This window comes from Oleiphilus messinensis (assembly GCF_002162375.1).
Classification (GTDB): domain Bacteria; phylum Pseudomonadota; class Gammaproteobacteria; order Pseudomonadales; family Oleiphilaceae; genus Oleiphilus; species Oleiphilus messinensis.
The window spans coordinates 1,950,517-1,963,841 of sequence record NZ_CP021425.1 but is presented as its reverse complement, the minus strand read 5'-3'; the positions used below and the strand labels follow the sequence as shown (position 1 = coordinate 1,963,841).

At 47.9% G+C, this 13,325-nt stretch carries 13 protein-coding genes; 4 read left to right on the top strand and 9 right to left on the bottom strand.

The features are described from left to right. The first annotated feature begins 55 nt into the window (after positions 1-55). Complete coding sequence (locus OLMES_RS08565; protein ID WP_157678225.1) at positions 56-790, top strand: substrate-binding periplasmic protein; 735 nt, start codon at positions 56-58, stop codon at positions 788-790. Here OLMES_RS08565 and OLMES_RS08560 read toward each other — a convergent pair. Beyond that, on the bottom strand, positions 765-1,037 hold the full coding sequence (locus OLMES_RS08560) for a hypothetical protein (RefSeq protein ID WP_087460879.1): 273 nt from the start codon (positions 1,035-1,037) through the stop codon (positions 765-767). The two genes, OLMES_RS08565 and OLMES_RS08560, sit on opposite strands and share 26 nt — an antisense overlap. A 23-nt stretch (positions 1,038-1,060) precedes the next feature. Between OLMES_RS08560 and OLMES_RS08555 the strand changes: the two genes are divergently transcribed. Together OLMES_RS08555 and OLMES_RS08550 are read left to right on the top strand one after the other, a co-directional pair. Next, the gene (locus tag OLMES_RS08555) at positions 1,061-2,224 is read left to right on the top strand and encodes an RNA-guided endonuclease InsQ/TnpB family protein (protein WP_087460878.1); all 1,164 of its coding nucleotides are present in this window, start codon (positions 1,061-1,063) and stop codon (positions 2,222-2,224) included. Positions 2,225-2,485: 261 nt separating this feature from the next. Next, positions 2,486-3,097: a cyclic nucleotide-binding domain-containing protein gene (locus tag OLMES_RS08550; RefSeq protein ID WP_087460877.1), complete on the top strand. Its 612-nt coding sequence runs from the start codon at positions 2,486-2,488 to the stop codon at positions 3,095-3,097. A 39-nt stretch (positions 3,098-3,136) separates the two neighbouring features. Here OLMES_RS08550 and OLMES_RS08545 read toward each other — a convergent pair whose 3' ends face one another. Then, complete coding sequence (locus tag OLMES_RS08545; RefSeq protein WP_087460876.1) at positions 3,137-4,792, bottom strand: IS200/IS605 family accessory protein TnpB-related protein; 1,656 nt, start codon at positions 4,790-4,792, stop codon at positions 3,137-3,139. After that, entirely contained in the window at positions 4,792-5,388 is a 597-nt protein-coding gene (locus tag OLMES_RS08540) for an IS607 family transposase (RefSeq protein WP_087464397.1), read from the bottom strand. The genes OLMES_RS08545 and OLMES_RS08540 overlap by 1 nt, the downstream gene beginning before the upstream one ends. Positions 5,389-5,488: 100 nt before the next feature. Between OLMES_RS08540 and OLMES_RS08535 the strand changes: the two genes are divergently transcribed. After that, positions 5,489-7,036 (top strand): patatin-like phospholipase family protein, encoded by a 1,548-nt coding sequence (locus OLMES_RS08535; RefSeq protein ID WP_087460875.1) that lies wholly within the window; start codon positions 5,489-5,491, stop codon positions 7,034-7,036. Between the two features lie 25 nt (positions 7,037-7,061). On the opposite strand, the gene OLMES_RS08530 is transcribed toward OLMES_RS08535, so the two are convergent. The 6 genes from OLMES_RS08530 to OLMES_RS08505 form a co-directional block, all read right to left on the bottom strand. Then, complete coding sequence (locus OLMES_RS08530) at positions 7,062-7,724, bottom strand: OmpA family protein (RefSeq protein WP_087460874.1); 663 nt, start codon at positions 7,722-7,724, stop codon at positions 7,062-7,064. Positions 7,725-7,748: 24 nt separating this feature from the next. Beyond that, a complete protein-coding gene (locus OLMES_RS08525) occupies positions 7,749-8,723 on the bottom strand; it encodes an alpha/beta hydrolase (protein WP_087460873.1) in 975 nt (324 codons plus the stop codon). A 39-nt stretch (positions 8,724-8,762) separates the two neighbouring features. Continuing rightward, on the bottom strand, positions 8,763-9,389 hold the full coding sequence (locus OLMES_RS08520) for a DUF4136 domain-containing protein (protein WP_087460872.1): 627 nt from the start codon (positions 9,387-9,389) through the stop codon (positions 8,763-8,765). Positions 9,390-9,467: 78 nt separating this feature from the next. Next, complete coding sequence (locus tag OLMES_RS08515) at positions 9,468-9,890, bottom strand: group I truncated hemoglobin (RefSeq protein WP_087460871.1); 423 nt, start codon at positions 9,888-9,890, stop codon at positions 9,468-9,470. 115 nt (positions 9,891-10,005) lie between these two features. Next, on the bottom strand, positions 10,006-10,893 hold the full coding sequence (locus OLMES_RS08510; protein ID WP_232465296.1) for a DUF3034 family protein: 888 nt from the start codon (positions 10,891-10,893) through the stop codon (positions 10,006-10,008). Then, positions 10,871-13,291, bottom strand: a complete 2,421-nt coding sequence (locus OLMES_RS08505; RefSeq protein WP_087460869.1) for a bifunctional diguanylate cyclase/phosphodiesterase — start codon at positions 13,289-13,291, stop codon at positions 10,871-10,873. Before OLMES_RS08505 ends, OLMES_RS08510 begins: the two co-directional genes overlap by 23 nt. Positions 13,292-13,325: the final 34 nt, after the last annotated feature.

Here is a 13,325-nt window from a genome sequence, read left to right as displayed (position 1 = left end):
TCCAGAATGAGCTATAGTTTCCTCAATAAGTAGAAAAATGAGGACGTTATCAACTGTGAGTCGATGGATTTTACTAATGCTTGTGCCTCACTTTGGCTACTGTGCTTGTGGAATTTCTGAGGATGCGACATATGTGTTGGGTATTGAGCAGTTGAACTACTTTCCACACTACAGTTCCCAACATGGTGTGGTAACAGGGTTTGCAAAAGAGTTTTTTGATGAGTTCGCCAAGGCGAGCAATATTAAATTGACAATTAAACCGCTACCAGTAAAACGCCTCTATCAAAACTTAGGGGCGGGACAAATCGACCTGAAATACCCGTCAAATCCAAACTGGAAGTCGCAGTTCACGGCAGGTCAACAACTCTATTTTTCCAAACCAATTGTCAGCACACAGGATGTTTCGTTCGTGCGCAATGAATGGGACGATGAAAATTTATCACACTTGGGAACTATCGTCGGTTTCACCATACCAATTGGCTATCAAGCCAAAATCAAAACACATGAATTGCATTTGACGGAAGTTAACCGTATCTCGTCGCTGATAAACATGCTGCTAATTGGACGATTAGATGCTATCTATATTAATCGAGAGGTAGGCCTATTTTACATTCAAGAACACTTACGAAAATCTCCTCAACCAACTATTGACTACCAATTGCCGAATGTCGCACTGGATTTTCATGTATCGAGCATTTCTCAACCAGACTTGATTACGTGCCTGGATCACTTTTTAAAGAAGTCTGAAACGCGTATATTACAGATCAAAACCAAATACAATGTACACTGAAAGCGGATTGATTATTGATCCAGGCTTGCAAATAGAGTAAAGGCAGCGGCGTATATTCGGTATCCACGTCTTCATAAGGGGAAGTTGACACCGTTGCGCCGATTTCGACATTAATATACAGCTCTGTGCGCATAACCCGGTGGTTCTCATTATCAATCTCCTGCTCGTTTAGCATATACACGCGTAAACCCTCGCCCACTCGGGCGGGGATATAAGCGGGAAGTTCGGAGAACTTCTTGTTTTTCATAATCCTCTGTATATAATTACAGCATGTTGAGCGCGACCAAAGTAAGAATTTACCCAACGCCTGAACAGGCGGAATTTCTAAACCGCCAGTTCGGTGCTACGCGGTTTGTGTACAACAAGGCCTTGCATGTCATCAGTGCTCAGCACAAACGCCACGGCCTGAAGCTCAAGGCCAAGAAAGATATTAAGCCCCTGCTCGCGGTGGCAAAAAAGTCACGCAAGTATCACTGGCTCAAGGAGTTTGACTCGATTGCACTCCAGCAAGCCTGTATCAACCTGGATAAAGCCTTTCAGAACTTCTTCGACCCGAAGCACTCCGCTTGTTACCCCAAGTTCAAGCGCAAGCACGGCAAACAATCGAGTTACCACTGCACGAGTATCAGCGCGGGGGATAGCTGGATTAAAGTGCCGAAGATGGAGCCGATCAAAGCGCGAGTACACCGTGCTTTGGAAGGGAAGCTCAAGAGCATCACCCTGTCACGTACCGTGACGGGCAAATACCATGCTTCGCTGCTGCTTGATGACGGCGTAGAAACACCCGCGCCGATGAAAACAGTCGATACCGTGTTGGGTCTTGATATGGGGCTCACTCACCTCGCTATCGACTCAGAGGGTAGGAAAATAGCGAATCCCTGCTTTCTGAAACGTGCCGCCGCCAACCTTCGACGCAAGCAAAAGGCCCTGTCCCGATGCCAGAAGAGTAGCAAGGGTCGGGCACAAGCTCGCCTTAAGCTTGCCAAGGCACATGAACACCTCGCGAATGCCCGTGCGGATTACCAGCACAACCTGTCCCGACAGCTTATTGACGAAAACCAAGCGGTGGCAGTCGAGACATTGAAAGTTAAAAACCTGCTGAAGAACCGGAAGTTGGCGAAGCATATTGCTGACGCGAGTTGGTGCAGCTTGATTCAGAAGTTGGAGTACAAGGCGCAAGGCAAGCATCTGGTCAAAATTGATCAATGGTTCGCCAGCTCCAAGACCTGTTCCGGCTGCGACCACAAGATGGCGTCCCTGTCGTTGTCTGTGCGTCACTGGACGTGCCCTGCCTGCAAAGCAGAGCTTGACCGTGACGTAAACGCGGCGATCAATATCCGCCAGCAGGGCATTATCAAACTAAGGGCCGAAGGACTGTCGGTTCCTGCCAATGGAGGCTTGCGTAAATCCAGCCACGCGCCGGTTGCAGCCTAAGAAGTTGGAAGCCTTGCCTGACAGTGCGGGGAGCAGTCACTTGCGGTTAAAGTCTTTAAGCGTTACATCGAATTGCAGAGAATTTTAACGACGGGAACTTTCTTGAAAATTACAGGACGGGCAACTTACTTGAAATTACGGAACCAATAATTGTCGAATGATGAATCGTCTGATTAAAATTAAATCTATACTTGGGTTTAAGAGACATCAGCTGATTTATTCTTTTCAACTGATTTTCAATAAAACAATAAAGAAGCCGCCATGAATATCGATCCCGAGATTGCCCACAAACTGGATGGTGTCGCTGCACAAGAGAGTACACTGCAATCATTTGAAACCAATGAGTATATTTTCAGGGCGGGTGAACCCAACACGGGCTGTTATCGATTGTGTTCCGGGGCAATTACGATTGTATTACCGGCGGGTGAGGATGAAATCAGCGCAATTGATTTACTCCCCGGGTATTGGTTCGGACAATCCCCATCCGAAAAAGAGGCCACATTTTCTTTCGGTGTTCGCTGTACAGCACCGTGCTCGGTCGAACGTCTTTCCTGGCGTGTTCTAAAACAGACAGAAGCCGCTAACCGGAGCGCCACAAACTTTTTCGATGCACTGAGCCATCATATTCGAACCATTCAGATATTGATTCAAACCTTCCGCAAAACATACCCTGAAATCAGTGTCGAGTTTTTGGAAGATCTCATTCGGAGTGCCAACTTCATGCATCTGGATGAAAACCAATTACTCTATGAACAAGGTAACTGTGCCCAGGTGATGTATTTTCTTTTGAGTGGCAAAATCGACGTCTATGTCGGGGCGGGGCAAGACCTTAATCGTGTGGGTGAAATCTACCATGGTGAACCGTTTTCATAAACCTGCTTAAACCTACTCAAGGTTTAAACGAGCCTATCCCTACAGCGCAGGGTGCGCGGAAAGCAGGGTTACGCTTTCCTGAATCAAGTCGGGACTCATGCCCGGTCTACCATCAAGGCGAGCCTCGACGGAGTAACTAACCCGATTCACACGACGAAAGTGACGCCAACCGCTCAGAAAATCTAATGATTTTTCGAGTGGTTGGTACCAACGCTGAAGTTTGTTGTAATACTGATAATCCCCGAGCGCCATCCTTACAGGCGGATGCTCGGTCTTAACGGTACCCTTCGCGTTAATACCAATGAGTTGTTTTGGCGGCTTTTCTTTAAAGCCATAATGCCGACGACCAATCACTAACGCGGCCGCGTGGTGATCTGAAAAACCGTGTCGATCGCGATACTTCATCCGCCCCAATAATGAGGTATAAGCCGGATTGACGTGATATAGGCGTATGCCGCGTTTAATGCTTTGCGTTTCAATCAAGTCCTTGATCTTACCGTAAGCAAAGGCATTCAACATGCGGGCATACTGAGGATGATCCTGCTTTTGGTATTGCCGTTTCTTTTGCTGAAAATCCAGCTTTTCGATCACCACCGCTTTACCTTGCTGTGCGGCAAAGTCCATCAGGTCTCGTACGGCATCCCCAATAATAGCCGCTCGTTGAGCATCATTCTTATAGTGCAAAGGTAAGTCAAACGTTCGGTGTTGCAGTGGGTTACCGTTCCGATCCAGCTCGACGACCGCTAAGTGATCCGGGTTGACATCCACACCAATGACACCTTGATCAGCATCGATCCACTCTGCTTGCGCTGTTGGTCCTGCCACTTCCACGCTAACGAGTAACCGCCAACCTTTTTTGTCTCGCTTAAATCGAAAACTCAGGGGTTGCCCTTTGATTGATTTATCGAGTTTTTTAACCTGATTCTGCCAGACGGCTTGGGCAATAGCCGTCTTACCATGCTTGAATTTCAGGCAATCAATGTTAATGGTCGTGCCGAACGTAGCGCGTAATTGATGGGGTACCAGGAGTTTTAGCTGGTAAGCATCATCTTGCTCACTGGGCGATAGCTGGGCATTTTGACAGCCCCAGGATTCATCATGAGAACCCACTAATAGAAATTCACGGTGTCGCGCTTCGTGCCAGCGACATTGCCAATCCCTTATCCCTTCATTGGATTTTAGTGTTTGTCGCTCTTTCAGCAGCTTTCGACCGCCGAAACAAATGGGGGTTTTATTTTCCTGTTTTTCGGCCACCAAGGCGGACTGCTTTTGCTGCCAACGATGCAGTTTCACTTCCTTCTGTCGTAGTGTGTTGCGAAGTTTTTTGGCCTGTTGCGGGCAGCCTTTCTCTGCAACATGATCACAGCGCTTCTCTAGTTTGTTGAGCGTTTTCTCCAGCTGTTTGATTTTAACTTCCAGCGTCACCAGCCGGTTGTTTCGATTGGTTTGGTAAGACTGGATTAAACCTTTAATGCTTTGCCGGACGCCTTGAAACACCCGATAGCTGAACGGCATCCCCATTTCATGCATAAACTGGGTACGACTCAATTGCTGGGCTTTAGGCTTTTGTAAGTTAGCAAACCAACGAAACTTCACTTGATTCCACAGCTCGGCATAGTGGCACAATGCCGCATCCTGCTCATGAATCAAATTAAGCCGGGTTTCAAAGGTGAGTGTTTTCGTTGGCGTATCCACTAGGCGACGGCTCGTTGATTTTTACGACTACGTGAACCATGCAATCGCGCACTGAAGACCGTCATTAACGCTAACACATCATGGCAAAGTTGCTGTTCAAAGTTTTCTTCAACTTCCTCAAGAATGACAACCTCCGTACCGTAAAACTGGCAAAGCGCAAATAACAATTCAGCCCCAAATCGGAGTAAGCGATCTTTATGAACGATAACCAGTCGTTTTACCTTACGCTGACAAATCAACTTAATTAATCGCTTTAATCCCCGTTTTTTATAGTTTAATCCTGAGCCAAGATCATCAATGGTTTCGACAGCTTCATAGCCAGCCTCTCTGGCATGTTTTTGCAAGCGAGCAATTTGCGTTTGCAAATCTTTTTTCTGATCATGAGAAGAGACGCGTGCATAACAGATTGTTCTGCGTTGCTCATTAGCAGTCGACTGACCGCAAAAGGCTAAAAGTTTATCAAGCGCGTAACGACGATGGCCACCAGGCGTACGGAAATCTGAGAAAAATCGTGATTCTTTTTCCCAGCGACGAAGGGTGGAAACGGCCACACCCAGAAGAAAAGCGGCAGCGCCTATCGATAGAAATTCAGCCATGATCATCACCTCCATCCATGAGAAAACAATACTGTACAAGCTACTGTATATGAGTAGGTTTAGTCAAGTATTTCGTTAACTGTTAAAGCCCTTCGGAGAAATGTCCCTGTTCAGCAATGAAAAGCGGAATGCAACCCTTGTCGCAACCCGCAACAGTGAACTGATAAGCCTTAACCGCAGCAATTTTGACAGGCTATCCATTAAATATCCCTGGCTCAGTTCTTATATCGTCACCAGTTTGATAAACCGGGTAAAAAAACAAAACGCACACCAACAAAAAGCGCATCACCCGGTAAACCGGCTGATTTTGAATTGCGCCGGTGCCTACGGTGATTCTGCTATGAGCCCCGTACTGCAAGGGTTGCACCCCCGACTTGAGAACCTGGTCACTCGACAACACACAGAACAGCACTTTGCTCATGCAAATCTTGCGGATATCCCCCACACGCAAATGTCTGATTTTCTTGAGTCAATCGAACAGCAACACCCACGGAATGTTTATACCGCTGAGTCCGAAGACATGGTGTGGTCTAAAATCTGCCTTGAACGGGCTGACGAGACTTGGCTCGTGGTCGACGCCAATGACGCAGTGGCGCGGGTTGAGCAAACACAGGAATCATTCAAGCAGCTGTTTTCCTGGCAACGCCAACGAAAAAATCTGATACTGATCCATCCCGATCAAAACCGGATTCGTAACACAGAACAATGGCTTCGTGCGATTCAACCAAATCGTTTATGTCACCTGCATACAGACTCGCCTCGCGCTGCGCGACGATTAAGCCGGGCGCTTTCAGATCAATCTGTAGGCCTTGTGTTGGGCGGTGGCGGTGCGAGAGGTTTCGCACAAATCGGTATACTTCGGGCTTTCGAAGAGGCAAATATCGAAGTAGACATGATTGGTGGAACCAGTATTGGCTCAATCATCGGTGGCTGGATTGCTCAAGGGCTTGATAGCCAACAAATCACAGAGGCAGTAGAACGTTTCTTTGTGGCCGTAAATCCTTTGGGAGACTACACTCTGCCAATGATTTCGCTCTCCAAAAGCCAGCGTTTGGATACGTTACTGGAGCAAGCCTTCGGGGATCAACTCATTGAAGATCTACCCATCCCCTATTTCTGCATATCCTCAGACATGAGCATGGCCGAAGAACGGCACCATTTTCAGGGCTGCCTGAGACGCGCAATCCGCGCGAGTATCTCCATACCTGGTGTTATCGCCCCCGTAATTGAAGATGGCCACTATCTTGTCGATGGCGGACTCTTCAATAACCTGCCATGCGACCTGATGCGCCTGCAGAACAGCGGTCCAATTATCGCGATCGACGTCAGCCCTGATGATGAATATCTCACCCAACTTCAATCCATACCTTCTCCGTGGGAACTCGTAGCAAATAAACTGCTAAATCGGGATCAACCCAAGGTGCCCTCGATCCTCGAAACATTGCTTCGCTCGTCAACGCTGGTCAGTACCAATCGACGGAGGGCAAACCGGGATATTGTCGATTTTTATATTCAGCCCGACATAAAAAATATCGGCATGCTTGATTTCAAGCAGGCAAAAAAGATTATTGAAGCAGGCTATGCGGCAGGCCAGAAAGCATTGGAAGAAGGCGTGGCCTCGATACGCAAGATGAGGCCACCCTTCTAAACAAGATTCTGTCGATTCAGAAAAATCAGAGTGGCAGTAATTTCAACTCAACACGACGGTTCTTTTCCCGTCCTTCAGGCGTATTGTTAGAAGCAACTGGCTGTCGAGGACCATAACCTGCAGCGTGGATACGACCGCTGGAAATGCCCTGAGCAGACAGGTAATTCTTGACACTGAATGCGCGTTGTTCACTGAGGGTCTGGTTAAAACTCAAGCTTCCGGTTGAATCGGTATGGCCGGATACCTGGATCGCGGTTTCATCAAATTCTTTCAGCACCACAGCGACCGAACCCAGAACGTCCAGAAATTGTGGACGAATATCGGATTTCCCGGTATCGAAAGTCACATTACCCGGCATAACCAGCGTAATCTGATCACCATTTCGGACGACACGAACACCGGTTCCTTCCAGCTGGTGACGCAATTTGGCTTCCTGCTGATCCATATAGTAACCGATACCACCACCAACAGCACCACCTGCAGCAGCGCCAATCAAGGCACCTTTACCACGATCTTTTTTGCTGGATGTTGCAGCACCGATTGCAGCACCGGCAACAGCCCCGATAACCGCGCCGGAAGTGGCATTGGAAACCTTTTCTTCACCAGTATAGGGGTCATATGTCATACAACCCGATGCCAGTACTACAGAAGCGGCCAAAACGGCCCATTTTTGACGTTTAAAGTTCATCCTTTTATACCTTTTACCCAAATACTACTTGTCTGCAGCGAGTGCTGCGGTAAATGTGTTATTCACTAATGTGAAAATGCGTTCGCGAGTCGCAGGGTCTTCGTTCACCAGGTGATGTTCGGCATTCTTCATATAAAACACATCAGAGGGATTAAATTTTCGGCTCAGTACGACGAGATTATGCCTCCAATCGACGGTACCATCTCGCTCCCCCTGAATAATTGTAACAGGCATATCGACGGGATCTGCAGCTTCTATTCGCGGAATCCATTCCCTCAATGCTGCCACCCAATCCACTGAAAGTACCTTCGATTGCAATGGATCTTCTTCTCTCAAAAACAACAGGAAATCATGGTCACTGGAGTTATCCCTGAACACTCTTTTCCAGGTTTTAAAAAAAGGCTTTAGCACAGAGAGTAATAATAACGACGACTTCCAGCCAAAGGGCCTGACCAATGGTGCCAGAAATACAACCGAGCGGAAAGCACTATTCGTCCGGTGGTGGCGCATCGACAGAAAGTAATCGATCAACACTGCCGCTCCGGTACTTTGCCCGACTGCAAACAACGGCTCCGGCAACGTCCCCTTTACGGCTCGCAAACAGGTAGAAAGCACAGATTGATACTGAACAAAACTGGTGATGGCTGCGGGCTCGCCGGTCGATAAACCATGCCCAGGTAAATCGTAGCTGACGACAGTGTATTGTTTATCAACTAAATAGCGAATTAGATGATGGTATAAGCCCACATGATCAAAATAGCCGTGCAGAACCATAACCGTAGCCCTGGGACGTTCAGGCTTGAATACCTGAACAGCAACCCGAAAACTGTATACAGACACGTATCCCAAATATTGGCGAACACCCGGACGCTGATCCTGGAGATCCAGACCATAGTATTGCAAGTAGGCCAGTTCTTCTTCCGTAAAATCAGTCTCAAGTGTCAAATCTAGCGGTTTCAAGTTGCGTAGCAGGCTGGATCGATGCCAAGTAGTGCTCACGTTATGCTTCTCAATCTGGTTAAAATCTTGAATCAGGCTCTAGTTTTCCAGAGCAGCTGGAAAAGACTTTAACATGGCATCGACCTGACGTGCGACTTCCTGATCACGTTTTCTCGGGCTCATTTTATCAAACCCCGGAGATCGGGCTTTTCCCTGCCACAAGATCACCTGTTCGGACCTATCCTGAACTTCAATCACAATCTGGGTACCCTGATAAGGCTCCCAGGTCACATCGCCCCCCCCTGGAAAGTCTCTGAAGCGAGAAGATATAAGCGGCTGTGCCAAGGGCCGGGCTCGAAACCGAAGTTCATTCTCGATTTTGACACGAACCAACATATCAACCTCCTCTCCGGGACGATATTCATATCCCTTTTGTTGCAAGACTCGCTGTAACGCCTGTCTGACACGTCCTTCATCAAGAGAAACCGGCCAAGATTGCTCAGCCTGCTGTGACTCTGATTCCGTTATCCTCCGTTCTGGATCTGTTCGTACAAAGGCATAGGTTTTAAGATTTTGAAATGAGGCGGCACTGTTGCGATCATTCAAAATTTCAAACGACTGACAACCACTCAACAATGACAACCCCCACACCAATGCGAAAGCGTAGATCAAAGAGGGGTTTATTGCTCGTCGGACCGGTCTATCGGTGTTGATCAGGTCTCTCATACTGCGATCCTTTGTTATCCTTTCCGGCAGAACAGGCTTTCAACAGATTTAGATACGACTGGTTTCTGGGTTTCAGCTTCAAGGCTGTTCAACAATATCCTTGTGAAACGGTGCGAGCTTGGCCAGAAGACGGTTTTGAGCGGACACCGGCACAGCCAAACGATCCATAGCAACCATCAGATTTTCCACAAGGGAGTTGAACTCACTTTCTTTTACCCCCATGCCTTTGTGAATCTCCGCCATCGAATCCCCCTCAAGCACACAAGGGCCACCACTCAATTCACACACCTGGGTTACCAGCTTTTCGTGAAAACGCTCCCAATCGGTCTCCTTGAACTGCTCATGCAATTTTGCATTACCCGAAATTTCAAAGACAAACTCATCGATCAGACGGGTAATGCCATCCATCTCGCCCAAGTCACGGTACAGCTGATCATTTGGTACCGAAGCACAACCCGAGAAAAAGATAACTACACCGGCCAGTATTATTCTAAGGATCATTTTTCTTCACTCCCCCATTTGGACCGTTTTACATTTTGGATCATTCTACGTTACGACGTCTTTCAGGTTACACCTTGACACTAGGCGAGAACAAATCACCTGAGAAATCCGCCCCCTAGAAAGACGCTTGAATCGATGCGTAAAAGCCCTGCTGATCGGTGACACCTGCGACCTTGCCCAAGTCCACGTAGGCACCCACGATTGCAACGCTTTTGGTGGGAAATACCGCGATAAAAATATCTTTCCAGTCCTGCTCGCCAACAGCAAGATGGTCAGGCTTTTGGCGGTATTCCGCTCCTGCAGCAAGATAGCGATTCAAGAGTACCGCCAGAGATGCCTCCGCCATAAACTCATACTTGGCACCCGGCCCACCAAATCCAACGAGACCGGTTTCATTCGCTTTGGTGGCACGGAGGGTAAAATTTCCTAGCCAGTTTCGGTTTAATGGTCCATTCAACCAGATTTTGGCGGCAGATAGATAGAAGTCTGTGCCATTGTCTTCACTGGCGCCAAATAGCCCTGGAATTGCGAAAGTTTTGTTTTGCTTGTGCTGAATACCCAGTGCAACCTGAGGCCAGGCTTCATAGATCAGGTCACCAAAAACTCGAGCTTTCAAGCCATAAATATTCTGACTCAGCTCTGCCCCCTGAGATGTTAGATCGAATCGCTGCTGTGCTACGGATACCTCAAACCGGTTAAATGCTGAAAAGCTGGCACCATAGACAGACAAACGGTAATCATCGAAACGTGCCTCGGTAATAAAAGCCGTCCCGCCATATTCATCACTGGACGCATAACTGGACATCGCTGCCCAGGGAACCAGCCCGCCTCCTCCAGCACCTTCAATTTGCGAGCCACCGCCGGTGGCGAGAATTCGGCTTCCCGCTTCGGCAGCAACCGAGGCTGCCAGCAGTCCCCCTAACACCAAACTGCTTCGCCACAAACGGAGAAATACACTTAAACTGAATTCGTACAGCATTTCAGACTTCTGTCGACAGCTCATAATCCACCACCCATTTTTCAAACGCCTCTGCAGGAACCGGCCTGCTGATGTAGTAGCCCTGCAAGGTGTCACAACCCAAGGATTCCAGTATTTTTACGCTCTCCTGATTTTCTACCCCTTCAGCGACTACCTTCAAACCCAGGTTATGCCCCAACTCAATCGTCGAACGGACGATGATGGCATCATCTGCATTTTGATCCAGACGCAGCACGAAGGATTTATCGATCTTCAACTCATCGACGGGAAAACGTTTTATTTGGGCAAGGGACGAATACCCTGTGCCATAGTCATCGATGGCCAGCTTGATTCCGAAATCCCGCAAAATATTCAAACTCTCCAATGCCCGTTCCGGATCCAGCATCACCGCGCTTTCGGTGATTTCCAGGGTCAAATAACTTGTATCGATCCGTTGCTCTCGCAAATAACTGATAAACTGGTGTGGCAAATTTTCATTTAACAGATCTGCCGCCGAAAGATTCATTGCGATGCCAATGTTGAGTTCCATATCCTGCCAGATACGGATTTGACGGAGAACTTGTCGAAACACCCATTGGGTCAAGCGACCGATATTTCCGGATTGCTCCGCTATCGGTATAAACTCTTCGGGCGAAATAAATCCCAATTCTTCGTGCGTCCAACGCAGAAGCGCCTCAACCTGGGTGACGCGTTTTTGTTTCAGGCAATATTTGGGTTGGAAAAACAGCGTAAATTTATCGTTGTCCAGTGCGTCATGAAGGTAATTGCTGATATTGATCTCACGCAGGTGGCGCTCATCCTCGCCTTCCTGATAAACGCTGACGGCGCCCTGACCCGTGTGGGCACGCTTGATCGCAATATTTGCCCGGCGAAACAAATCATCTTTATTCTTGCCATGATCCGGATAGATTGCCGCACCAATGGTGAAGTTAATATTCAGCTCTGTTTTTTCACATATATAGGGCTCAGTCATGTAAGACAACAACTTCTGACCCTCGGATTGCAACTCGGCTTCGGCCAGTTCTTCCAGCAGCAGTACAAATTGATCCCCCTCAAACCGGGCAACTGTCTCTTCATATCCTGAGATTCGTTGCAAACGCATCCCGACCTGAATCAATATCTCATCACTTAGATTTTCGCCAAAAGTATCCTGAAACTGGCGGAAATTATTGACATTAAGCACCATCAATACAAAGGTATCTTCGGGAGCTCGCGCAATGCGTTCAAGCACCTTATCACCAATAAGTTGGCGATTGGGCAAATTGGTCAACCAATCATGTTGAGATTGATAAAGGATGCGACGCTCACGATCGATTATGGCTTCCTGCATTTGGTTTAGCGTGGAAGCCAATGTACCAAACTCATCGTTTCGAGGTGTTTCAAAAACATGAGTATAGTCCCCACGACTCATCCGTAATGCCACCTGAACCAAGTGTTGTATGGGTTTATGAACCGACTTGGCAATAAAACTGATCAAGAGGATCGAGCCCGCCAATGCCAGCACAGCAATCGTTAGCATTTGCAGTTTCAATGGTATAAAACCCTCAAGCGCAGTTTGAAGGGACGCGGTCAGTAAAATATCGATCTGCCCAGCCCCGAGCTGCTGGGCATCTACGGCCTGGGATATAATCGCCTCATCAGCCAACGCAGTATTCAAAAAGCTTCTTACCCGATCCTTCAAATCAACCGTATCGTCATTGAATTCGGGTCGTGCGATCACCGCCTTCAACATTTCCTGCAATCGTTCGGTCAAGGTAGACACCAACAACGTGGCTGGATGCTTCTCAGGATGATTAACAAAAGTAATATCAGCCCCCGTGACGGACTTGAGGCTTTGCGCCAGTTCACCATCGATTGCGAATCCCAGCCCGACCCAGGCAATAAGATTTGGCGCTTTGACAGGAACAAATACAATTTGAAATATGCTGTTCTCCGCGACAATCAAATCGTAAGCTTCCTGTGGCGACTCTGCTTGCGATGAGTTTTCCGACTCAAGCGCTGCACCCGAAACACTTGCCTGATTCTGAAGTTGCAACCGGGCTAAAAGGTTTTCTGACGCTTCAATGGCATGGCTTGATTCCAGAACGGTGCCAGTGGGAGACAATAAAACAATCATCTTGGTACCAATACGGTCGCCGTGGTTAATCAGCGCTGAAAGAACCGTATCCCTATCCTCGGTTGCAATCGCCTGCTTGAAGCCAAAGTCATCCGCTAGTACGGTGGCTGAGGTTGTCAGTTGCCGGCCCCGGAGGTCTAACAGTCTGGAAAAAACCCGCTCACTAACGGCGAGTTCTTTTTCAGCGTTGGAAACGATATGGTTATTGGTCGCCCCCCAAACGGAAAGGAGGAAGATCGCAAGTGTCACAAACACCAGACCAATAAACCAAACCTGAAGACGCCTTTTAAAGTTCTGTTTTATCACTGTGTTTAATCTTTTCTAAAAGCTCAAAAGAAAG

Coding starts and splice junctions, on each gene's coding strand:
- OLMES_RS08555 (WP_087460878.1), top strand. CDS start 1,061: ATGTTGAGCGCGACCAAAGTAAGAATTTACCCAACGCCTGAACAGGCG.
- OLMES_RS08520 (WP_087460872.1), bottom strand. CDS start 9,389: ATGAGAGACCTGATCAACACCGATAGACCGGTCCGACGAGCAATAAAC.
- OLMES_RS08510 (WP_232465296.1), bottom strand. CDS start 10,893: ATGAGCTGTCGACAGAAGTCTGAAATGCTGTACGAATTCAGTTTAAGT.
- OLMES_RS08535 (WP_087460875.1), top strand. CDS start 5,489: ATGTCCCTGTTCAGCAATGAAAAGCGGAATGCAACCCTTGTCGCAACC.
- OLMES_RS08560 (WP_087460879.1), bottom strand. CDS start 1,037: ATGAAAAACAAGAAGTTCTCCGAACTTCCCGCTTATATCCCCGCCCGA.
- OLMES_RS08540 (WP_087464397.1), bottom strand. CDS start 5,388: ATGGCTGAATTTCTATCGATAGGCGCTGCCGCTTTTCTTCTGGGTGTG.
- OLMES_RS08550 (WP_087460877.1), top strand. CDS start 2,486: ATGAATATCGATCCCGAGATTGCCCACAAACTGGATGGTGTCGCTGCA.
- OLMES_RS08530 (WP_087460874.1), bottom strand. CDS start 7,724: ATGAACTTTAAACGTCAAAAATGGGCCGTTTTGGCCGCTTCTGTAGTA.
- OLMES_RS08515 (WP_087460871.1), bottom strand. CDS start 9,890: ATGATCCTTAGAATAATACTGGCCGGTGTAGTTATCTTTTTCTCGGGT.